Here is a 21310-nt window from a genome sequence, read left to right as displayed (position 1 = left end):
GTCAGTCCTTGAGCAGGTTGATGGCGTCGGCGGGCAAGGTCAGCGTAACGGGCTGCCCCGCTTCGGGTGTCGCAGCCGTGCGCGCGGCCGCCATGTCGCGAACCACGATGCGCTGCCCGCTGCCGAGCCGCACGTGACAGGCGGTATCGGTGCCGAGATATACCGTGGCGTCCACCTTGCCGTCGATCCGGCTACCGTCCTGCGGCCCGCCGTTGCCGAGGACGATGCGTTCCGGACGAATCGCCAGCGTGACCGCGTCGCCGACGGCATGGTTGCCCGCGCATGTCGTATCGATCTCGCCGACCTGCGGCACCGCGATCCGCACACGGCCGGCCTCGCGAGCCGCGATGCGTCCCGACAGCAGATTGTTCTCGCCGATGAAATTCGCGACGAAACGGGTGGCGGGACGGTTGTAGATTGCCTCCGGCGTATCGATCTGCTGAACCAGTCCGTCCGACATCACGGCGATCCGGTCGCTCATCGCAAGCGCTTCCTCCTGATCGTGCGTGACGAATACGAACGTGATACCGGTTTGCTCCTGAAGCGTTTTCAGTTCGAGCCGCATGGCCTGCCGCAGCCGCAGATCGAGCGCGGACAACGGTTCGTCGAGCAGCAGCACGCGCGGCTGCGGCGCCAGCGCCCGGGCGAGCGCGATGCGCTGCTGCTGGCCGCCGGAAAGCTGATGCACACGCCGCTCGGCGAATTTTTCCATCTTCACGATCGCGAGCATCTCGGCCACCCTGCGCTTGATGTCGGCGCCGTTGCGCTTGAGCATCTGCATGCCGAACGCGATGTTCTGCGCGACCGTCATGTTGGGAAACAGTGCGTAGTGCTGAAACACCGTATTCACCGGGCGCCGGTACGGAGGCAGTGCATGAACCGGCTCTCCGGCAAGCAGAATCTCGCCCTCCGACGGCTGCTCGAAGCCGGCAAGCAGTCGCAACAAGGTCGTCTTGCCGCATCCCGACGGACCGATCAGCGTGAAAAATTCGTTGTCCTTGATGGATACGGTGACCCCTTTCAGCGCATGCGCGGCACTCGTGCCGTCGCCCTGATAGATCTTGTGGACGTCACGCACGTCGATGATTGGGATACGCGCGCGGGGCACGGCATTCTCATGCTCGCCCACCTGACGAACGGCGGCTTCCTCCGCACCCACGAACCGAGATGCAGGCCGGTGCGCCCGTTTCATGAAGATCGACACGATGTTGCTCCTCGAATATCTCGAAAAACTTTACTTTTTACCGCCATCCGATTACCATACTCGCAATACGATTTTTACAATCATTTTACGGTCAAAAGTCGGTGTCAATGCTTTTTCTGCATTTGAGGGGAATCCCTAGTGAGTGAAGACCGTCGCGCCCGAATCGGAACGCTCGAGAAGGCGCTGGCAGCATTGGAAGCCTTCGGGCCAGCCACGCCGGACCTGCGCATCGCCGAACTGGCCGAAGCCACCGGAATGAATCGCAGCAGCGCTCAGCGTGTCGCGCACACGCTCGAGAAATGTGGGTACCTGCGTCGCGATCCGGTGTCGTCCGCGTTGTCGATGACGTATCGAAACGCGTACATGGCCCACACCTTTCTGTCGACCAGCAATCTGATCGATCTGGCCGTCCCGGCATTGGTGGAGTTGAGCGCGCAAACTCACATGCGTGCGGACCTGTGGGTCAGGCAGGGCGACGACGTGATCAATATTTCGCGCATCCCGTCGGCCGCACACTCGCGCGCCATGGTGCCGATCGGCGAGCGCCTGTATGCCCTCACGTCAGCGCCGGGAATGGCGATGCTCGCGTGCGGGCCGGAGAAATCGTTTGCGGATTGCGTGGCATCGCTGTCGGCGAGCCAGCGCTCCGACGCCACGGCCGACGAGCGGCATCGTTGGGTACTCGCGCTCAAGACGGCGGCCAAAGCCGGTTACGTCTACGAACCCGGACTCAACCCGCATGACGAATCGACGATCAGCGCGGCCGTCCTGGATGCGGACGGACACTCTCTTGCGGCTGTCTCTATTTCGGGAAGATTCGGCGAGAAAAGCGGGAACGAGCTGACGACGCAGTTCGTGCTCCCCGTCCTCAATACCGCGCATGCGCTGTCGCAATTGAGAATCCAGCCCTGGGCGCGCGCACTCTCCCGGCCTGCCGAGGAGCGCATTGCCACGCCGCCCATTTCGGAAAACGATGCCGATCCGCTCTTCATCGAATCCGTGGCACGCGGATTGTTCGTACTGGAAAGCTTCTCGCCGACTCGTTCGGTCATGACGCTGACCGAGCTGCACCGGTTGACCGGGTTGCCGGTCGCGACGGTCCAACGGGTCGTCGACACCCTGATCGCATGCGGCTATATCGAAAAGGACCCGCGTCTGAAAACGTTCCGCCTGAGTGTCAAGACGCTCGATTTGCTGTTCCGCTTCCAGATGAGCGACCACACCATCAAGGCAGTCTGGCCGCGTCTTGTGCAACTGCGCGACGAATGCGGATTGCGTTGCTCGTTCTGTGTGCTCGCGGGCTCGGAAATCGTCCACCTGCTTCATGTGCAGAGCCATCCCCACAGCCATTTTCGGACAGCGTTCGTTGGCCGCAGACTCCCGACACTTTCGACCTCCGGCGGCCTGGCCATATTGTCGACGCGTTCGGACACGGAATTGGACATGATGCTCTCGAGTATCGAGGTGAAGCCAACGACGCCCTTTACGATCATGGATAAATCGATGCTGCGCGAACGCATCATGACGGCGCGCGAAAAGGGATATGCATTTACCGATCAGCAATCCATTCCAGATGAAGTCAATATCGCCGCGCCCGTCTTCGATTCCAACGGGTGCGCGCTCGGCGCAATCGTGGTTTCCGCTCCGCGACGCGATTGGAACGTTGCGCGACTGGAAAGCGAGGTTGCCCCGCCTTTGCTTGCCTACTCGCGGTCGATATTCAATTAGGTAGAGGTGCTCGTGTATTGCTCAGATGGGTCGCGCCGCAGGCCGGCCAGACCGTTCATGCGAACTGGCCGCAGGCACGCGAATGGCGCTGCGTGACGTCATCACTTCCCGTGACGCGCGAACCCGGCCCGCCTCCCCGCACCCATTCATCCGACGAATAAACGCATCGTTCGCCGCGGGATGCGTGTCCTATAGTTCTGGAGATGGCAAGGAGGCCAACGCATCACGAACAGGAAGGGAACACGCGATGACAACTTTTGCTCCTCCCCCGCTTTTCCCGCGCGCCACGAAGCGGCTGATGCATCGCGTGGCGGCACTTGCGCCGGCGCTGGCCGTCGGCATCGCCGTCACCGCCTGCGGCGGCGACGTCAACTCCGACGAACCGGCTTACGCGACCGAGGCGCGCCCGCAGATCAACGCGTTGCTCGCGCAGACGATGACGCCCGGCGCGGTCGTCTATGTGCAGTCGCCGCACGGCAACTGGCTCGCGTCGTTCGGCACCGCCGTGCGCGGCACCAATACGCCGATTCCGACGAACGCGCATTTTCGCATCGGCAGCGTGACGAAGACCTGGACGGGCACCGTGATCCTGCAACTCGTCCAGGAGGGCAAACTGAAGCTGACCGATCACGTCAGCCAGTACGTCGCGAACGTGCCGAACGGCGACTCGATCACGATCGAGCAGTTGCTGACGATGCGCAGCGGCCTCTACAACTACTCGACGAGTCTCGCGTTCAACCAGACGCTCGATGCGCAGCCGGACAAGGTGTGGACCACCGGCGAACTGTTGAGCATCGCGGAGAACCAGCCCGTCTATTTCGCGCCGGGCGCGGACTTTCGCTACTCGAACACGAATACGGTGCTGCTCGGCCTGATCATCGAACAGCTCACCGGCATGAGCGCCGCCGATGCGATCCGGACGCGTCTGTTCGCGCCGCTCGGCCTGACGGAAACCTCGCTGCCGCCGCAGGACAATACGGCGCTGCCCGCGCCGGCGCCGCACGGTTACCAGTGGGGCACCAATACCGAGACGATCGACAGCGATGCGCTGTCGCCGGCACGCCAGGCGGCCGCCGCGAACGGCACGCTGCAGCCGACCGACGTGACGACCGTCAATACGTCGTGGGCCTGGACGGCCGGCTCCGGGATCTCGACCGCGACGGAGCTGGGCGCATACGTGCAGCGGATGGTCGGCGGCGGATACCTGAATGCCGACCTGCAGGCGCAGCGGCTCGCGAGCTGCACGTCGACCGATCCGTCGGATCCGGCGGCGGCGAGTTACTGCATGGGGCTCGCGAAGTTCGGCACGTTTTACGGGCATACCGGCGAAATACCGGGTTTCAATACCTTTGCGGGCTACGATCCGCTCACGCAGACGACGATCGTCACGTGGACGAACACGGCGGCCGCTCCCGACGGACACGCACCGGCCAACCAGATCGCGCGGATCATCATGGGCGAGCTCAGCAAGGCAGCGGACGTACCGAGCGAGGGGCGGCCGTGACGGGGAGCGTGTTGCTGCTTGCGGACGACGAGCGAGCGGCGTATTGACACGCGACGCCGGCGGACAGCACCGGGCAGAATTCGATGTGCGGAACGTCGTCTGCGCGCCCGCCGTGCATCGCGCGGTCGATCAGCGACTCACGGAGACTGCCGAGACGCCGGCCGGTAACGCGAACGAGGTCGTACGGGCCTCGTTCCGTCACGGTCGGTTGCTTGCCTGCGGTTGCATCGATAGCCGTAGGGGGCCACCCGCGCGGGCAGTGGACTACGGCTGTGTCCAGGGTCGACCATGGGTCCGGGTTGCATTGACGCCGCTATGATCAACCTGTCTCGCGACGCCGCCCGGGGGGGAGAAGGAGCCTCCCATGAAGACGGTGGTCGTGCCGGCCAGGCGGTGCTGCCGAGCCGACACACGAATTCCGTTGCTCCCGTTACGTCCGTCACATGCGGTCGCTCGGGATGCTCACTGCGACATGCCGACGAAGGTCGGCAGCAACACGCGATACACGTGAATCATCGCCGGCCCGAGCAACACGCACATCAGCGCGGGGAAGATGCAGAAGATCAGCGGGAACAGCAGCTTCAGCGCGATCTTCGCGGCCCGCTCCTCGGCGCGCATCCGGCGCCGCGTACGCAGCATGTCCGACAGCACGCGCAGCGATTCGGCGATGCTCGTGCCAAAGCGATCGGCCTGGATCAGCATCGCGCAGAACGACTCGATGTCCTCGACACCGGTCCGCAGCGCCAGATTGCGCAGCGCGGTTTCCTTCGTGAACCCGGAACGCATTTCGAGCAGCAGCAGGTCGAACTCGCTCGCGACCACTTCGCTGCGAAAGCGCAGTTCCTCGCTCACCCTCATCAATCCGGCGTCGAGCCCGAGCCCCGCTTCGACGCACACCGTCAGCAGATCGAGTGCATCCGGAAAGTCCTCGAAGATCGCCCGCTGCCGCGCCGCGATCCGCCGCGACAGGATCAGGTTCGGCACGTAGTAGCCGATCCCGGCCAGCGCGACGAGGATGAACGACAGCAGCATGCGCTGTTCCGCGAGCCGCGTGGTGATCAGCGCGAGCAGCGCGGCGCATGGCAGCGCGAGTGCCAGCAGCGTCTTCGCCGTGAAATACAGCGCCGCCGCGTTCGAATCGCGCCATCCGGCATTCATCAACCGCACACGCAGCGGAGAGTTCTCCCAGCCGTCCTGCGGCAACGACAGCTTCGAAATCGGCTTCGACATCTCGACGAGCTTCTCGACCCAGCGCGGGGTCGATTCGCCGCCGTCGGACGCGCCGATGCCGACACCCACGGCGGCCCCGCCCGCCTGCTGGATCCGGCGTTGCATGTTGCGCGGCGCGAACACCAGCATCGCGACGAGCACGCCGCCGGCCACGAAGATGAACAGGCCGGCCAGCATCACGGTATGTACTACGCTCAGGTTTTGCATGACAACCTCGAAAGGTTCGTGAAGCCTGTGACGCGCGTCAGACGCGAATCCGGATGATGCGGCGAATCCAGAAGAGACCCATGAGCATCGACACCATCAGGGTGCCGACCATCTTGATCCCCGCCGGGTCGGTCCAGAGCACGGACAGAAACTCGCGGTTCACCAGCGCCATCACGGCGGCGGTGCCGAACGGCAGCAGCCCGAGGATCCAGGCCGACAGCCGCCCTTCTGCCGACAGCACGCGGACCTTGTCGAACAGCTTGAAGCGTTCGCGCACCAGCGACGCGATGCCGTCGAGCAGTTCCGCGAGATTGCCGCCGGTCTCGCGCTGGATCAGCACCGCGATCACGAAGTAGCGCAGATCTTGCGCCGGCACGCGCGTCGCGAGGTTCACCAGCGCATCGTGCAGCGACACGCCGTAGTTGATCTCGTCGAACGTGATCCGGAACTCGCCGCCCATCGGGTCGGGAAACTCCTCGCCGACCATCCCGAGCGCGCTCGTGAACGAATGGCCGGAACGCAACGCGCGCGCGATCATGTCGCAGATGTCCGGCAGCTGCCGCTGCAGCTTGGCCATCCGCCGGTTGCGATGGCGCGTCAGGTACAGCGCCGGCAGGCACGCGGACAGCAGCGCAACGAGCGGCACGACGAGCATCGGCAACGGGGTAACGCTCAGGATCAGGGCCACCGCCGCCGGAAACGCGGCAGTCAGCGTCGCCAGCTTCGCGACGCTCCAGTCGAGGCCCGACTGCTGCAGCATCAGGTCAAGCGCCTGGATGCGCGGCACCCGCATCAGCAGCCGGTCGAACGGCTTCGACTCGTCGAGCATCCGCTTCTTGAGGATCGACAGCCGCTCCTCCTGCACGTTGCCGCCGGCCGACATCGCGCGCAGCCGCGACTCGATCCGGCGCGCGGCCGCGCCGTGCCGCGCGTTCCACCATTGATAGGCGCCTTCGATCGTGAGCACGACCGCGATGAAGGTGAGAATCACAAAACCGTAAAAGATCGAGTCCATGTCGCCTCCCCAGGATCGGACAGCGGCCGCCCGTCAGTTCGTCTCGTAGTGCCGGGACGGGTCGTACAGCGAATCCGGCAGGTTGATGCCGAACGCCTGCAGCCGCTCGGCGAACTTCGGCCGCACGCCGGTCGCGCAGAAGTGTCCGCGCACCGTGCCGTCGCGATCCATGCCGCTGCGCTTGAACGTGAAGATCTCCTGCATGTTGATGATGTCGCCTTCCATCCCGGTCAGCTCCTGGATGCTGACGATCTTGCGCTTGCCGTCGGTGAGCCGCGTCGCCTGGACCACCACCGAGATTGCCGACGCGATCTGCTGGCGCATCGTCTTCGGCGGCAGCGTCAGGCCGCCGACGCTGATCATGTTCTCGAGCCGCGTGAGCGCATCGCGCGGCGTGTTCGCGTGGATCGTCGCGAGCGAACCTTCATGGCCGGTGTTCATCGCATTGAGCATGTCGAGCGCTTCCGCGCCGCGCACTTCGCCGAGGATGATTCGGTCCGGCCGCATCCGCAGCGCATTGCGCACGAGCGTACGCTGCGTGATCTCGCCCTTGCCCTCGATGTTCGGCGGCCGCGTCTCGAGCCGCAGCACGTGCGGCTGCTGCAGCTGCAGCTCGGCCGCATCCTCGATCGTCACGATCCGTTCCGAGCGCGGAATGAAGCCCGACAGGATGTTGAGCAGCGTCGTCTTGCCGCTGCCGGTACCGCCCGACACCAGCACGTTCACTTTCGCGCGGGCGAGTGCATCGAGCAGCTCGGCCATCGGCGGCGTGAGACTCTGGTAACTGACGAGGTCGTCCATCTTCAGCGGGTTGACCGCGAAACGACGGATCGACATCAGCGGCCCGTCGATCGCCGACGGCGGGATGATCGCGTTCACGCGCGAGCCGTCCGGCAGCCGCGCGTCGACCATCGGGCTCGATTCGTCGATGCGGCGCCCGACCCGCGACACGATCTTCTCGATCACCTTCATCAGGTGCGCGTCGTCGTAGAACGTCACGTCGGTCAGCTCCAGCTGGCCGCAGCGCTCGACATAGACCTGCCGGCAGGTGTTCACGAGAATGTCGGAGATACCGGGGTCGCGCAGCAACGGTTCGAGCGGACCGAAGCCGAACATCTCGTCGTAGATGTCGATCGCGAGCTGGCGCCGCTCGATGTCGTTCGCCGGCATCCGGTCCTCGTCGAGAATCCGCGAAATCAGCGCGGCGATTTCCTGCCGGATCTGATCCTGCGGCATGCGCGACAGGCGCTCCAGCTCGACCCGCTCGAGCACCGCCAGGTGAATTTCACGGCGCAGCTTCTGATAAGCATCGCGTACCGACGAGTGCGTCGACGCAACCGGTTCGGTGCCAGCCGCCTGCGGCTGAGCCCGATACAAGGACATCTGTTCGCGCAATGACATGATGGTTTCCCCGAGAGATTTACATGGACTTGAGCTTCGGCGTGGCCTTGCGGCCGAACAGCCGGGACATCAACGGTTCGCTGCTGACCGCACCGTGCGAGTGGCGCACGTCGCCTTCGACGATCTGCTTCGCGCAGGCCTGCAGCGCACGCGTCACCGCGGCGCCGCGTGCGACACGCGAGGCCGGATTGCCCTGGTCGAGCGCTTCGCGCACGGTCTCGGCATCGTCGGGAATCGTGCAGCTGGCGTGCAGGCCGAGCACTTCCTCGAGCGCGGTGCGGGTGCGTTCGCCCGCGCGAGTCAGCCGGTTCACCACGAGCCGCATCTGGTCGGTCGAGTAGCCGAGCGACACGAGAATCTCGAGCAGCCGGCGGCCCGCGCGCACGTGCGGCATCGCGGGCTGCAGCACGAGCTGGATCTGGTCGCTGCGATCCAGCGCGACGATCGACAGCGGATTGATGCTCACGCCGATGTCGAAGATCACGAAGTCGTAGCGCGGCGACGCGACGCCGAGGATCCATTCGAGCGCGTCCTCGCGCATCTCCGCGGCCTTGACCGGATCACCCGCGCCCGCGAGCACGTGGAACGTCGGCGTCACGTGCGCGACGCTCGCGTCGAGGAACGGGCCGTCGAGCCGCTCGATCTGCGCGCACAGTTGCGGCAGCGTCGACGGCGGCGTCTCGTCACTGACGAGGAATGCGGCATCCGCGAACTGCTGGTTCAGATCGACCAGCAGCACACGGCGCTTGTGTCCTTCGGCGATCTCGTACGCGACGTTGCTCGCCGCGAAGCTCGTGCCCGCACCACCCTTGCACGACATGAACGACACGAAGCGCGTATCGTCTGCATCGCGCCGCGTGCTTTGCGCGGCGGCACGTTCGAGCGCACGGGCGAGCATGGCGGGGTCGAGCGGCCACTGAAGCACATCGCGCACGCCGGCGCGCATCGCTTCCAGCAACACGCCCGGCGATGCATCGGCGGTCACCAGGATGCCGGTCAGGCCCGGGTGCAGCCGGCAGATTCGCTCGACCGCGGACAGCTCGGCCGCATCGGCCGTCGCGCCGTCGACCAGCAGGACGTCGAAGGCGTCGAGTCCGTCGGTGCGGTGCTCGATCTGCGACGGTCGGCCGGCCGCGCGGGTCACGCGATAGCGTCCGCTGTCGCTGACGAGGCGCGCGATTTGCGTGAGCCGGGCCGTATCGTCGGAAGCTACGAGGATATTGATCATGACGGTGCCTCGTCGATTCAGTTATTGACAGGCGGTGCCACCCGTCGCGGAATTCAGGCTTTCCCGCGGCAGCGTGGTGGTGAACGGCGGCATCTTGATCGCGAAGTTCGCGATCGGAATCATCGTCCTGACGTTGACGTTGGTGACGCTCACGGTCACGAACGAGCAGGAACTCACGTCGCAACCCGTCGGCGAGTAGCTCACCGACACGTTCGAGTTCGCCAGGATCGGCAACAGCGACTTCACGCGCTTCACGACGCCGGCGGCATTCACGTCGCAGACGATCGCGGTACGGGCGCCGAGCCGCAAGGCCTCGCTCGCTGTGTTCCAGTAGAACAGCACGCGCCCGAATTCGAACACGCCGATCAGCAGCATGATCAGCATCGACGCGATCAGCGCGAACTCGACGATCGTCGCGCCGCGTTGGCCGCGGCGGCGCGACGGCGGAAGGGGGCGCGTATTCATGACACTTGCCTCATCACGGTGACGATGTTGCCGAAGGTGATCGAGGACAACCCCGGGTACGCCGGAATCGGCTGGTACTGATAGCCCTTCACCTTCACCTCGACGACGTTGATGCTGCCGGTCGCCGTGCCGCTTGCCGAGTTGTTGGTCGAGTCGTAGGTCGGCAGGTTCGCGAACTGCGGCGGATCGGATGCGTCGCCGCAATCGGTCGAATGCGCGGCATCGCAGACGATCACCATCGACGTCGTGAGCCCCGGCACCAGCTCGGTGCCGGCAGCGCCGCAGGTCGTGTTGCCGTAGACGACCAGGCACTGCGCCGCCGCGAGCGGATACGCGCTGTCGCTCGGCAGATAGACCGACAGGTAGCGCGCCGCGTTGCGCGTCGCCTTGGTCAGCGTCTCGTACTGGTAGATCGCGCGGCCGAACTCGGCCACGCCCGTCGCAAGTACCACCATCGGCATCAGTACGAGCGCGAATTCGACCGCGGCGACACCGCGCATGCGTGACCGGCGAATCGGGAGCCTGTTCATGATCGCGTCTCCTCTATTGAACGAGCATCGGCACCTTGAGGCCGACCGAGCTGCCGCTGCCCGGCAAACCGTGTGTCGCGCAAGGCGTGTTGCCGGACGACGCCGAGCCGAGGAATTCGAGATGCGCGACGACCCCACCGGCGCCCGGGCTGAACGGCAGCGGATCGAGCATCAGCACGCAGTCCCACTGCGTGACGGTCAGCTGGTTGCTTGCCCCGTTCAGCGTCGAGCAGTCGCCCTCGGGGGCAAGCGCGACCCGGCGGTCGCCGCCGAACGTCTGGTAGTTGCTGGCCGGGTAGGACCCGTTGGTCGCGATGCCGCTGCCGCTCGGCGGCGTGCCGTCGCCCTGGTAGGACTTGAAGCCCGCGCGATCGAGCACGAACTGCGTGTACGCGTCGCCGACGATGCCCGCGGTTCCCGGCGGTCCGTAGTTGGGGCCGACGTACGCGTAGCCGGTGAAGTCCGGCTGGCCGCTCGAACCGTTGGCGCCGTTCGTATAGATGCCGAAGCGGGTATTCCACGCGCGCAGCGACGCGGCCTTCAGGCCCGTCGAACCGAGGGTGGGCGGCGACGTGATGTTGCAGGTATTGCCCGACAGTTCGTTGGCGATGGTCGGTTCGTCCGTCGAACCGTCGAGCGCCGCCCAACCGAAGTTGCCGGGCCCGTACGTCGTCGACGAGCCGGACGGCGACGAGATCCAGTCGCCGACCTTATACGGCGCGCTGGCCGCCGCACGACACACGAACACCGGAATCGCACAGGTCGTCTGCCCCGCGCCCACCGTCGCGATCGCACTCGCCGAGACCTGCGCCGCGTTCGCGACCTGCACGCCGGGAATCGTATTGAGCACCTCGATGAACCAGTGCGCGATGTTGGTCAACTGGGCGGTGCACTTCACATACTTGATGTTCGCCGGCGTGGCGACCGCCGTCTTGGTCAGGAACGGATTGGTCAGCGAATCGCTGAACGTCACGTTCGAATCCGTCTGCATCTGTACCGCGTTCTGCTGAAAGAACGCGAAATTCGAGTGGCCGGCCGCAATGCCGTCCGCTTCCGCGACCTGCAGGCTGATGGCCGAAGTCAGGTCGCGCGCAGCGGACAGCGCGCATGCGTCGGCGCTGTTCTGCAGTTCGCTGCGCGTGACGTACAGCTTGCCAAGGTCCAGCGCGAGACCGACGAACCCGATCATCACCGCCAGTGCGAGGCCAACGATGATCGCGACGGCGCCTTGCTGGCGACGCATACCGCGACGCGTGAGTTTCGGATGACGAGCTGCGCTGGACATGGCGTTCTCCCTGAGCGTGCCTGTGTTACTGCGTCGCCTTGCCGATCCCGATCACGAATGCATTCGCTTTCGGCTCGGGCGCCTTGAACGACTTGTCGTAGTTGTCGAGTGCGGCTGCCGCGGAGCTGCCGTCGACGCCCGGGCGCGATGCCGCGTGGTCGGCGGCATGCGGATCGATGATCTGGGCTTGCGTGACGGCGCGGACCGAGTCGCCGAAGCGGCTGTCCCACACCGGGCTCGACGACATGCAACCGGCAAGGGCGAACGCGAGCGGGACGGCGAGCGCCGCACGGCGCGCGAATACGAGGTAGGCGGATTTCATGAGCTTCCCCTTGGATGGCTTCAACGATCGGTGGATTCAGAGCCTGCATTCGCTCGTGCGACCTGCGCACGCGTGGCGGCCGGCAAGCCGTGCTGCGAATGCGGCGCGGATTTGGCCGGCGTGGCGGCGTCGGCCGCCGCGAGGCGCGCGGCAGCGGCCTCGATGCGCGCGATCCGCGCCGCACTGGCCGTATCGGCCTGCGGCTGCGTCAGCGGCGCCGACTTGAGCTGCTCGGTCGGCACCGGCTCGACACGCACCGCCCCTGCCGCGTCGGCCGCAGCAGCCGCGGCCTTCTCCGGCTGTGCCGGCACCGGGGCCGGCGCATCGGCTGCGTGCGGCGCACGCGGTGCGGGCAGCGCGGCGGACGAGGCGGCCGGCGCACCCGATTGCGGTGCAGGAGCCGGCGCCGGAGCCGGCGTCCGCGGCGCATCCGCTGCGCCGTTCGCGGGCTGCGTACCCTGCTCGCGCACACCCTTGCGACCTTCCATATTGCCGGTCGCGTACACGTCGGCTTCGTTCGGCTTCGAGAAGCTGTCCGTCGGCAACGGCACGTCGGCGGTCTGCAGCGGCCTCACCAGGTGCGGCGTGATCAGGAAGATCAGCTCGGTGCGGTCCTGCTGGAACGACGTGCTGCGGAACAGCGCGCCGAGTACCGGCACTTCGCCGACGCCCGGGATCGCCTTCAGCGAGCCGCTCGCGTTGTCCTTGATCAGGCCGCCGATCGCGAACGATTCGCCATCGCTCATCTGGACCGTCGTCGACGCGCGCCGGGTCGTGATCAGCGGCAGGATCGACGTGCCGCCGACGTTGGTGGCACTCAGCGTGACGCCCGTCTGCGACAGCTCCGATACCTCCGGCGCGACCTTCAGGCTGATCCGGCCATTTCCGAGTACCGTCGGCGTAAACTTCAGCGCGACGCCGAACTCCTCTTCCTGCAGCGTGATCGTCGACGTGCCGTTGCCGCTGCTCTGCGGAACCGGGATGAAGATCTTGCCACCCGCGAGGAACGTCGCTTCCTGGCCGCTGATCGTCACGAGGTTCGGCTCCGCGAGGATCTTGACGAGGTTGTCGGTGTTCTGCACATCGGCAGCGATGCTGAACGGCTTGTTGTTCGCCTTGTTGAACACCGCGCCGCTCGCAACACCCGCGAGCAGGTTGCTGACGAGCGCGCCGCTCCACGAGCCGAAGCCGCCCTGGATGTTGAACGCGCTGCCCATCTGGTTGATCAGCGTCTTCGACACTTCGGCGACCTTCACCTCGAGCATCACCTGCTGCGGCGACGTGACGGCCAGCATGTTCAGCACCCCGGCGCCCTTGGCGCCGCCACCTTCACCGGCGCTGTCGCTGTACGCACGGGCGATCTGCACGGCCTGCTGCGCGGCCTGCGAGTTCGACACGGTGCCGGCGAGCACGATCGTGCCGGCGGCGGTCGATACATGAATGTCGCGCTCGTTCGGCATCAGCTGCATCAGCGACGCCTGCAGGCCGCCGGCATCCGCGCCGACCGCCACGTCGATCACGCGGCATGCACCGCTGCGACCCTGCACGATCATGTTGGTCGTGCCGACCGACAGCCCGAGGATATACAGCGTCTGCGGCGACACCATCGTCGCCTGCGCGACGGCCGGATTGCCGATGGTCCGGTTGCGGACCGGCTCCGGCATCGGCACCAGCAGCGACTTGCCGAGCGGCACGCTGACGCTGGTCGACTCCCGCACCGCGCCCACGCAGTTCGGCCCGCGCAGCGGCCCTTCCGACGCGGCAGGCGCGGCGGCGACCGCCGGCGCCATGCTGATCGTCATCTGCATCGGCCCCTTCGCGACGGCGGCCGGTGCGCTCGCGCCGCCCTTCATCAGCGCGGCCGATTCCGCGCCTTCCTGGGCCAGCGCGCTGTATACGGTCAGCGTCCCGGCACACAGGATCGCGACCATCATCGTGCCCCGTGCGATGCGCGTGCGCATCGGGCCAGCACCTGAATGTTGCGGATTGATCTTCATTTCGTCTGATCCCCCGAGTGACCGGCGATGCGCCGGTTTTCGACTTCCAAGGCCGCCGTGCCTTGCCGGCGGCCGATCTGGTCAATCTGGTTATCTGGATGTGTTCTACGAATTCAGAAGCATTCGACGCTGCCGTGCACCCCCGTCAGCACGCCGACGCAATCGTGGCGCGCTTCCGGTGCGACGTGCGACGCGACCCGCACGCGCACGGTCTTCACGCGTTCGGGTGCGGGCGCCGGCGCGTCGGGTACGGGAGCCTTGCCGAGCAGCGTGAGCTTGGTCGCGCCGTCGGTGGTCAGCGTCTTCTGGTCGACCTGGTTGCGCAGCACGAGAGACAGCGTGCCGACGCTGCGCGCGAGGTCGAGACGCTCGGCCTGGTCCGGCGTGACTTCGAGCGTGACCGCGTTGACGACCTTCGGCGCCGTGTCGTCACGGCTGACCTGCTGCGCGACGGCGAGCACGAGGATGTGCTCGAGCACGATCTTGGAGATGCTCTGCCCGTCGGTCTTGCCCTGCTGTGCCTGCGTGTTGACGATCACGTCGACGTAGTTGCCCGGCAGCGCGAAGCCCGCGACGCCGACCACGTCGTTCACGCGCACCGTGATCGCGCGGCTGCCGTCGGCGATCACCGCGGACAGCCCGCCCTTCGTGCCGACCGGCGCGAGCTTCGACTCGATCACCGGCTCGCCGCGCGCGAGGCTCGTGCGCACGACGCGCCCTTCGAGTTCCTTCGTGTCGGTGAACGCACCGGTCGGCACGCTGCCCGACGGCCAGCTCACCATGTGGATCTGGTTCGGCCCGAGCGGTTCGCCCAGGTTCAGATCCGTGGTCGCCACCGCGACCGACGTGACCGAGCTGCTGGAGGTATTCACCAACCAGCGGGACGCGAACACGACCGCGGCAAGCCCCGCGACCATCGCGACGACCAGCATCATGACCGCTCGACTGTTTTTCATGGCAATGCTCCTCGACGAATCGTGAAAGAAACGGCTCAACCGGCTACATACGTGTGACCGCCGTGCTCGGCAGGCGGCAGATATCCGCCGTCGCGCTCGGGCGCCGAGCCGAAATAGCTGGCCCATGCGTCGTGCAGCGCGTCATGCGTGACTTCGAGCGGATCGCCGCGATACCGCGCGCCGGCAGCGACGAGGCGCAGCAGATCCATCGGAAAGCATGCGAGGTACGCCTTGCCGGTCGGCAAATGCAGCCCATGCAGCAGATAGTCGAATGCGTCCTGCGTCGGCACCAGGCCGAGCGACTCGCATGCGGCATCGAACACCGCACGGTAGTGGTCGATCGCCAATGCACCGACATGAAGCTTGCAACCGAGCCGGCGCAGGAACGCGTCGTCGGCGAACTGCTCCGGCGCCAGGTTGCTCGAGAACACCGGCCAGACATCGAACGGCAGCACGAAGCGATTGCCGGACTCCAGCGTCAGGAAATCGACGCCGCGATCGAGCGGCCGCAGCCAGCGGTTGAGCAGATCGCGCGGCTCGACACGCTGGCGGCCGAGGTCGTCGATGATGTACATGCCCATGTTCGCCTTCATGTGCGGCGGCGCCTGGTAGAAGCCGGCGCCTTCGTCGCGGCGCAGGTCGAGCTCGTCGAGCGTCAGTTCGCCGCCGGACATCACGACCGGCCGCTCGCAGAGGCGCCAGCGGCGATCGACCGCTTGACCGTCCGTCTGCGACGCCGCTTCGACATGCACGAGCGGATCGTAGATCTGGATCACTTCGCCGGCTGCGTAGATCGCATGCGGCACCGGCACGTGGCCGCCCATCAGCGCGCCAAGCCGCTCCGCGAGGAAGGTCTTGCCGCTGCCGGCCGGGCCGTAGATCAGCAGCGGCCGGCCGGAATTCAGCGCGGCGGCCGCCGAATCGAGGATCGCCGTGTCCATCACGACGCCGTCGAAGATGGCCCACACGTCGTTCTGGGACACGCGCAACTTGCGCACCGAATGGGTGGACAGGCAGTCGAGATACGCGTCCAGCGTGACGGGCGCGGGCCCGCTGTAACTGCTGCGCGAACGTTCTTCGAGCGCGGCCACACGGCCCGCGTCGGTCAGGCGGAACGTCACGTCGAGGTCGGTCTTGCCGCGATGGGTCAGTTCGACGAGATGCTCGCGCACCAGGAACGCGAAGATGTCGTCGAGCACCGCGAGCGGCAGGCAGTGCCGTTCGATCAGGTCGCCGTAGGACGGGCGGCCGAGCACCAGCGTCGACTTCAGCACCAGCCCTGCGACGAACGCCTGGCTCAGTCCGGTTTCCGCGAGCGAGCGCGGGGCCGCCGCGAGCTGCTGGCTCTTCTTCGTGTACGCTTCCCGCGACGGCGACGGATCCGGCAGGTGTGCAACCTGGGCGTCGCGTCTCGGTTCGATGTGGTTCGGGTTCATGATGGTTCTTCCTCGCAGCCGGTTCCCGGGTTCATGCGCACGACGCGAACACCATGCCGAGCGTGCCGGCCGCGATCGCGACGCCATACGGCAAGGTGCCGACCGACGCGATCTCGACGGGGTCTCCGCCTGCACGCGATCCGTTGGCGCGACCTGTCATCAGCATCCGGACATTCGTCAGCATCTGGCGCATCCGGCCATGCGCGAACGCGAAGGCCAGCGCCCCAATCCCGCCGGCCACGAATGCGGCCAGCACGATGCAGAACGCCATGTGCGCGCCGACCCACGCACCGATCGCGAGCATCAGCTTCACGTCGCCGGCGGCCATTCCGCGCAGCAGGTAAAACGGCAGCAGCAGGCCGAAACCGGTGGCCGCGCCGGCCAGCCAGGTGAGTACGCCCACCGTCACGCCATGCAGTGCGCACTGCGCGACCAGCGCACCGACGAGGCCGATTGCGATGACGCGATTCGGAATGCGACGGCTCGTGATGTCGGTACTGGCCGCGACGATCGCGAGCAGCGTCACGCACAGCGGAACCGGGTAAGGCAGCGTGGCAGGCAACATGGCGAACCTCGATTGAATGGAAGAATCAGGGCAGCAGGCCCAGTGCGATATTCATCGCCGTATTGACCGCGTCGACGACCGCACCGTACGCATCGAGAAGCGCGTCTCTCAGCGTGACGACACTCGCGAGCGCGGCCAAGGCGAACATTGCCGCGAGCAACGCATATTCGATCGCCGTCACACCCTGCTCGTCGTCGATCCATCGCGTAACGGCACGTATCCTGGCCTGCATGGCGACCTCCGATTCCGGTTGATCAAAAGAGCGGGGAAAGCTCGAGCACTGCACCGGCCGAGCCGTCCGCCGAGCGATCCCAACAGACATCTGCTTGTGTCGTGTCCGGCCCTGCACACGTGACGGAATGGCGACGAACGGGCCGGACCCACCGTTCGCCGCTCCGTCATTCAGACGACCGCGTTCAAATCGGTTGCGATCTCGTTGAAGACCGTTGCGAGGTCCTTACCGATCGTCGACACGGCGGTCAGGATCGCGACTGCGATCAGCGCGGCAATCAGGCCGTATTCGATGGCCGTCACGCCTTGCTCGTCTTGAGCGAAACCGCGGATCTTCTGGATGAACGTGAACATGGCAATTCTCCTTTGGACTACTATGAAATTCCCCTTGCCGGGATCGACAGGGGAGCGGCTGCTACAGGCACTACAAACGAATTCGGATATGACGTTCAGCAACCGGCACGACAGGGTGTGGGCCTGTCCGGGCGAACGTATGTCGGTGAGCTGGTGCGTGCGAAACGCATGCGCGGCGCGATCGTCGAGATATCGTGATCGAGCTGAACGGCATGACGGCCGTCCGGTGCATGGAGTCGGATTGAACGGATGACGCAAACGCGTCGATCGTCTTGCAAGTATTCAGTGCGGCGTGCGAGCCGCGACGTGCGCTGGTCTTTCATTTTTATTCCCCAATGCTGTCATGTGATTCTTATTGCGTGACGCTGTCGGCGCCTGATTCGATCGGTCAACGTTACTGGCGGCTTTCAAGGCCTGGGCTGCGTATTCCCCGACGCGCCCTCGATCCGTTGCTTACCGCAGGTGATTCGGTCCGGTTTTGTGAGTCTGTTGCGTCAACCGGCTGTTCATCACGTCGTCGACTGTCGTGCGGACCATCTCGCAAAGAGCAGGCCAGCCACGAAGAAATCCAGGCGCACCAAGGGTTTGGGCGTTTCACCCGGATGCCCGGTCCCGGCGCGAGCGCGGAAATGTTTCAAATTTGATATATGCGAGCCAGCCGGCCTCGGGGAGCTGCCCGGGCGCCGCCGCGCTGCGAAGGGCTCCAAAAAATTTTGTCAGGATTTTCCCGAATCCGCGCAGTCACGCGTCGGACGAACATTCCGGGCGATGCCGGGCCGGCCAAAAACACGGAATGTTTCAGGCGAGAAACGTCGATGACGCCGACACCCATTTCTCAGACGTGAAAACCCGGTTTTCAGCCATATCGCCACCGCCTCGATGTCGCGTGAGTCAGCACGCGGTTTGCGCCAGACGATTTTTTCTCCAACAATGCATTCACCGGACAGCGCCATCGAATGCGATTCGATCCGGATACACGACAACACAAAAGGGCTGCGGCACACCAGGCAGCCTTCACTGCAGACGGGGCATCATGTACACAGCCAATCGTGGAGTGCGCATTCGCGCCAAACGCTGTGCTCAATGGTTGACGGCAGAGCGGGTCGTTTCGTACAGCTTCATCATGCTGATTCTGTGCGTGGCATTCCTGATCGTCTGGGCCGTCGTCACGCACGCGTTCACGTCGCACGCCACCGCCCGTCCGGGCATCGACTTCTCCGTCTTCTGGACCGCATCGCATCTCGTGCTGCAAGGCCACGCCGCGGCGGTCTACGATCCGGCCACGTTCTTTCGTGCCGAGGTCGAGCAGCTTGGTGCCTTCATGAATCACCAAGCGCTCGCCTGGCTCTATCCGCCGACGATGTTGCTGTTCGTCGCGCCGATCGCCCTCGTGCCTTTGCTGCCCGCATACATCCTCTTTTTTGCGGGCAGCCTTTTATGCTATGCGTACGCTGTCCAGCGGCTTTCCGGGCTGCGTGCGCAACTCACCGCGCCACGCGCCACCGTACTCGTCGTGCTCGCGTACTCGGCCGTGTTTGCGTCCCTCGTGTATGGACAGAACAGCGTCCTGACCGCCGGCATCGCCGCGCTGGCGGTGCATCTGCTCGGCCGGCGCCCGATCGTCGCCGGCATCCTGATCGGGCTGCTCGCCATCAAGCCGCAAATGGCGATGGTGTTTCCGTTCGTACTGATCGCCACGCATGCATGGCGCACCTTCGCGGCTGCCGCGCTCGCTGCAACCCTGTTCGCCGCCGCCGGCATTGCACTGACCGGAACCGATGCGCTGACCGGCCTCGCCCACACGATGTCGACCGTGCGCACCCTGCACTTCATGCATCCGACCTATTGGTTCAGTTCGCCCACCACATTCGCCGCGCTGCGACTCGCGGGCGCATCGATTCCGGTCGCGCTCGCCGCGCAATCCGCGATCGCGCTGCTCGCGATCGCCGCCGCAATCGACGTCTGGCGCCGCACGCCGGACATGCGGCTGCGCGGTGCGGTGCTGGCGATCGCCACGCTGCTGACGACGCCCTATTTGTGGCATTACGAGCTCACGTGGCTCGGCATCGCGGTGTTCTGCCTGATCGCTCACGGGCTCGAGACCGACTGGCTGCCCGGCGACCAGATCGTGATCGTGATCGCGTGGCTGCTGCCGCTGTTCGAGTTGTTCAACCGGATGATGAAGCTGCCGCAGATCGGTCCGCTCGTACTGCTCGCGATGCTGTTCATCACCGTGCGCCGCGCGAACCTTGCGACGCGGAGGTCGTGATGAAATCGCACCTCTCCGCCCGGGATCCCCATTCCGCGATCGACGCCCATCCGGAGTTGCCGATCGCCGGTCCGCGCCGATTTCCTCACTGGCTCAACCGCGACCGCGTGCGCCTCTACGCCGCGGTGGTGCTGCTGACCGAACTGCTGTTCATCGGCATCTACGTCGCCCGCTCCGTTTGGTCGACGACGTCCGCACCTGCTCCGCTGTCGATGGATTTCTCGGCGATCTGGAGCGCCGCGCGGCTCGCCGTGCACGGACACGCGATCGACGCGTGGCATTTCCCTGCGCTGTTCGCAATCGAGAAGCTCGCCATTCCGACGATGAACACTGCCGGCGGCGTGCTGCTGTGGCTCTATCCGCCCACGATGCTGCTGTTCGTGCTGCCGCTCGGCTGGCTGCCGTACACGCTCGCACTCGTGCTGTGGCTCGGCGTCACCTACCTGCTGTTCGCGGCGACGATACGCGCGATCGTACAGCGCGAGACCGCGCTCGTTTGCGCGCTCGCGTTCCCGGGTGCGTTCCTCACCGTGATCATCGGACAGACGAGTCTCTTCACCGCGACCGTCGCCGGCGTCGGGCTGCTCATGCTGAACCGCCGCCCCGTCGTCGCTGGCATCTGCTTCGGCCTGCTGACGACCAAACCGCAGATGGCCGCCCTGTTCCCGCTCGCCCTGCTGTGCGCCGGACAGTGGCGCGCGCTGGCCGCATGGGCTGCGACGATCACCGGCGGCGTCGCGCTGACGACGCTCGCGTTCGGCACCGGTTCGTGGATCGCATTCGTGCACGGGATCAACGACGCGTACCAGGTCGTCGGCGCCGGCCACGTGAAGCTTGCGCGCATGCCGAGCCTGTTCGCTCTCGCCACGCTCGCCGGCTGGCCCATCCATGTCGCGCGCATACTGCAGCTGCTGTCGGCCGCGATCGCCGCAATGGCCGTCGTGTACGCGTGGCGCGGCGCGTGTTCGTACGCGCTGCGCGCCGCGACGCTCGCGTGCGCGTGCCTGCTCGTGAGCCCCTACCTGTACGACTACGACCTGACCTGGTACGGGCTCGTGATCGCGTGGTACGCACGCTATGCGTGGACGCACGGCTGGCGGCGCTTCGATCGCGAATGGCTGTTGCTGATGTGGGTGATGCCGCTCGCCGGCCTCGTGCTGGTGCCGCACCTGTCGTTCCAGTTCATGCCGCTCGTCACGCTGGCCTCGCTGGCGCTGCTCGCCAGCCGGATCGCACAGGAACGGCACGACATGCCGTCGATGCCCGACGCACACGATCACTCGACCGACACCGGCTTCACGCATCCGGTCCGATCGCATCACCGCACGGCGCACGGACTGCGCCGCATCGGCCGCGCGAGCTTCCGCGCCGATCGCTGACACG

Annotated in this window: 19 protein-coding genes; 4 read left to right on the top strand and 15 right to left on the bottom strand. The window is 65.8% G+C overall.

The genetic code is table 11. The features are described from left to right. Position 1: 1 nt before the first annotated feature. The gene (locus tag O1Q03_RS17350) at positions 2-1108 is read right to left on the bottom strand and encodes an ABC transporter ATP-binding protein (RefSeq protein ID WP_269504990.1); all 1107 of its coding nucleotides are present in this window, start codon (positions 1106-1108) and stop codon (positions 2-4) included. Between the two features lie 234 nt (positions 1109-1342). On the opposite strand from O1Q03_RS17350, the gene O1Q03_RS17345 reads away from it, so the two are divergent. Together O1Q03_RS17345 and O1Q03_RS17340 are read left to right on the top strand one after the other, a co-directional pair. Continuing rightward, positions 1343-2932, top strand: a complete 1590-nt coding sequence (locus O1Q03_RS17345; RefSeq protein ID WP_269504988.1) for an IclR family transcriptional regulator — start codon at positions 1343-1345, stop codon at positions 2930-2932. A 247-nt stretch (positions 2933-3179) separates the two neighbouring features. Further along, the gene (locus O1Q03_RS17340; protein ID WP_269504986.1) at positions 3180-4436 is read left to right on the top strand and encodes a serine hydrolase domain-containing protein; all 1257 of its coding nucleotides are present in this window, start codon (positions 3180-3182) and stop codon (positions 4434-4436) included. Positions 4437-4898: 462 nt separating this feature from the next. On the opposite strand, the gene O1Q03_RS17335 is transcribed toward O1Q03_RS17340, so the two are convergent. The 14 genes from O1Q03_RS17335 to O1Q03_RS17270 form a co-directional block, all read right to left on the bottom strand. After that, entirely contained in the window at positions 4899-5873 is a 975-nt protein-coding gene (locus O1Q03_RS17335) for a type II secretion system F family protein (protein ID WP_269504985.1), read from the bottom strand. 37 nt (positions 5874-5910) lie between these two features. After that, entirely contained in the window at positions 5911-6888 is a 978-nt protein-coding gene (locus O1Q03_RS17330; protein WP_269504984.1) for a type II secretion system F family protein, read from the bottom strand. Between the two features lie 33 nt (positions 6889-6921). Then, positions 6922-8289 (bottom strand): CpaF family protein, encoded by a 1368-nt coding sequence (locus O1Q03_RS17325; RefSeq protein WP_269504983.1) that lies wholly within the window; start codon positions 8287-8289, stop codon positions 6922-6924. A gap of 19 nt (positions 8290-8308) precedes the next feature. Then, entirely contained in the window at positions 8309-9517 is a 1209-nt protein-coding gene (locus O1Q03_RS17320) for an AAA family ATPase (protein WP_269504982.1), read from the bottom strand. A gap of 21 nt (positions 9518-9538) precedes the next feature. Beyond that, positions 9539-9982 carry a TadE/TadG family type IV pilus assembly protein gene (locus tag O1Q03_RS17315; protein WP_269504981.1) on the bottom strand — a complete coding sequence of 148 codons (444 nt, stop codon included), beginning with the start codon at positions 9980-9982 and terminating at the stop codon, positions 9539-9541. After that, positions 9979-10512 carry a TadE/TadG family type IV pilus assembly protein gene (locus O1Q03_RS17310; RefSeq protein ID WP_269504979.1) on the bottom strand — a complete coding sequence of 178 codons (534 nt, stop codon included), beginning with the start codon at positions 10510-10512 and terminating at the stop codon, positions 9979-9981. Before O1Q03_RS17310 ends, O1Q03_RS17315 begins: the two co-directional genes overlap by 4 nt. Before the next feature lie 13 nt (positions 10513-10525). Continuing rightward, on the bottom strand, positions 10526-11797 hold the full coding sequence (locus O1Q03_RS17305) for a pilus assembly protein TadG-related protein (RefSeq protein ID WP_269504978.1): 1272 nt from the start codon (positions 11795-11797) through the stop codon (positions 10526-10528). A gap of 25 nt (positions 11798-11822) precedes the next feature. Further along, positions 11823-12119, bottom strand: a complete 297-nt coding sequence (locus tag O1Q03_RS17300) for a hypothetical protein (protein ID WP_269504977.1) — start codon at positions 12117-12119, stop codon at positions 11823-11825. 20 nt (positions 12120-12139) lie between these two features. Continuing rightward, positions 12140-14116: a type II and III secretion system protein family protein gene (locus tag O1Q03_RS17295; RefSeq protein WP_269504976.1), complete on the bottom strand. Its 1977-nt coding sequence runs from the start codon at positions 14114-14116 to the stop codon at positions 12140-12142. 113 nt (positions 14117-14229) lie between these two features. After that, positions 14230-15072, bottom strand: a complete 843-nt coding sequence (gene cpaB, locus O1Q03_RS17290; RefSeq protein ID WP_269504975.1) for a Flp pilus assembly protein CpaB — start codon at positions 15070-15072, stop codon at positions 14230-14232. Between the two features lie 35 nt (positions 15073-15107). Beyond that, complete coding sequence (locus O1Q03_RS17285) at positions 15108-16508, bottom strand: ATP-binding protein (protein ID WP_269504973.1); 1401 nt, start codon at positions 16506-16508, stop codon at positions 15108-15110. 31 nt (positions 16509-16539) lie between these two features. After that, on the bottom strand, positions 16540-17073 hold the full coding sequence (locus tag O1Q03_RS17280) for an A24 family peptidase (protein ID WP_269504971.1): 534 nt from the start codon (positions 17071-17073) through the stop codon (positions 16540-16542). A gap of 25 nt (positions 17074-17098) precedes the next feature. Beyond that, positions 17099-17395: a Flp family type IVb pilin gene (locus O1Q03_RS17275; protein WP_332112539.1), complete on the bottom strand. Its 297-nt coding sequence runs from the start codon at positions 17393-17395 to the stop codon at positions 17099-17101. A gap of 80 nt (positions 17396-17475) precedes the next feature. After that, entirely contained in the window at positions 17476-17658 is a 183-nt protein-coding gene (locus O1Q03_RS17270) for a Flp family type IVb pilin (RefSeq protein ID WP_269504969.1), read from the bottom strand. Between the two features lie 1033 nt (positions 17659-18691). On the opposite strand from O1Q03_RS17270, the gene O1Q03_RS17265 reads away from it, so the two are divergent. Next, positions 18692-19927, top strand: a complete 1236-nt coding sequence (locus O1Q03_RS17265) for a glycosyltransferase family 87 protein (RefSeq protein WP_269505012.1) — start codon at positions 18692-18694, stop codon at positions 19925-19927. Next, on the top strand, positions 19927-21306 hold the full coding sequence (locus O1Q03_RS17260; RefSeq protein WP_269504967.1) for a glycosyltransferase family 87 protein: 1380 nt from the start codon (positions 19927-19929) through the stop codon (positions 21304-21306). Before O1Q03_RS17265 ends, O1Q03_RS17260 begins: the two co-directional genes overlap by 1 nt. Positions 21307-21310 lie beyond the last annotated feature (4 nt).

Origin of the sequence: Burkholderia sp. IMCC1007, assembly GCF_027257875.1 — a bacterium.
In the GTDB taxonomy this organism is placed as follows: domain Bacteria; phylum Pseudomonadota; class Gammaproteobacteria; order Burkholderiales; family Burkholderiaceae; genus Burkholderia.
Note: the sequence above shows the minus strand (reverse complement) of the source record. Positions and strands in the feature narration are given on the sequence as shown.

Excerpts from the sequence above, each read along its gene's own strand:
- O1Q03_RS17265 (WP_269505012.1), top strand. The coding sequence starts at position 18,692 with ATGTACACAGCCAATCGTGGAGTGCGCATTCGCGCCAAACGCTGTGCT.
- O1Q03_RS17335 (WP_269504985.1), bottom strand. The coding sequence starts at position 5,873 with ATGCAAAACCTGAGCGTAGTACATACCGTGATGCTGGCCGGCCTGTTC.
- O1Q03_RS17330 (WP_269504984.1), bottom strand. The coding sequence starts at position 6,888 with ATGGACTCGATCTTTTACGGTTTTGTGATTCTCACCTTCATCGCGGTC.
- O1Q03_RS17260 (WP_269504967.1), top strand. The coding sequence starts at position 19,927 with ATGAAATCGCACCTCTCCGCCCGGGATCCCCATTCCGCGATCGACGCC.
- O1Q03_RS17325 (WP_269504983.1), bottom strand. The coding sequence starts at position 8,289 with ATGTCATTGCGCGAACAGATGTCCTTGTATCGGGCTCAGCCGCAGGCG.
- O1Q03_RS17305 (WP_269504978.1), bottom strand. The coding sequence starts at position 11,797 with ATGTCCAGCGCAGCTCGTCATCCGAAACTCACGCGTCGCGGTATGCGT.
- O1Q03_RS17310 (WP_269504979.1), bottom strand. The coding sequence starts at position 10,512 with ATGAACAGGCTCCCGATTCGCCGGTCACGCATGCGCGGTGTCGCCGCG.
- cpaB (WP_269504975.1), bottom strand. The coding sequence starts at position 15,072 with ATGAAAAACAGTCGAGCGGTCATGATGCTGGTCGTCGCGATGGTCGCG.
- O1Q03_RS17315 (WP_269504981.1), bottom strand. The coding sequence starts at position 9,982 with ATGAATACGCGCCCCCTTCCGCCGTCGCGCCGCCGCGGCCAACGCGGC.
- O1Q03_RS17300 (WP_269504977.1), bottom strand. The coding sequence starts at position 12,119 with ATGAAATCCGCCTACCTCGTATTCGCGCGCCGTGCGGCGCTCGCCGTC.
- O1Q03_RS17280 (WP_269504971.1), bottom strand. The coding sequence starts at position 17,073 with ATGTTGCCTGCCACGCTGCCTTACCCGGTTCCGCTGTGCGTGACGCTG.
- O1Q03_RS17295 (WP_269504976.1), bottom strand. The coding sequence starts at position 14,116 with ATGAAGATCAATCCGCAACATTCAGGTGCTGGCCCGATGCGCACGCGC.
- O1Q03_RS17340 (WP_269504986.1), top strand. The coding sequence starts at position 3,180 with ATGACAACTTTTGCTCCTCCCCCGCTTTTCCCGCGCGCCACGAAGCGG.
- O1Q03_RS17270 (WP_269504969.1), bottom strand. The coding sequence starts at position 17,658 with ATGTTCACGTTCATCCAGAAGATCCGCGGTTTCGCTCAAGACGAGCAA.
- O1Q03_RS17275 (WP_332112539.1), bottom strand. The coding sequence starts at position 17,395 with ATGTCTGTTGGGATCGCTCGGCGGACGGCTCGGCCGGTGCAGTGCTCG.
- O1Q03_RS17285 (WP_269504973.1), bottom strand. The coding sequence starts at position 16,508 with ATGAACCCGAACCACATCGAACCGAGACGCGACGCCCAGGTTGCACAC.
- O1Q03_RS17320 (WP_269504982.1), bottom strand. The coding sequence starts at position 9,517 with ATGATCAATATCCTCGTAGCTTCCGACGATACGGCCCGGCTCACGCAA.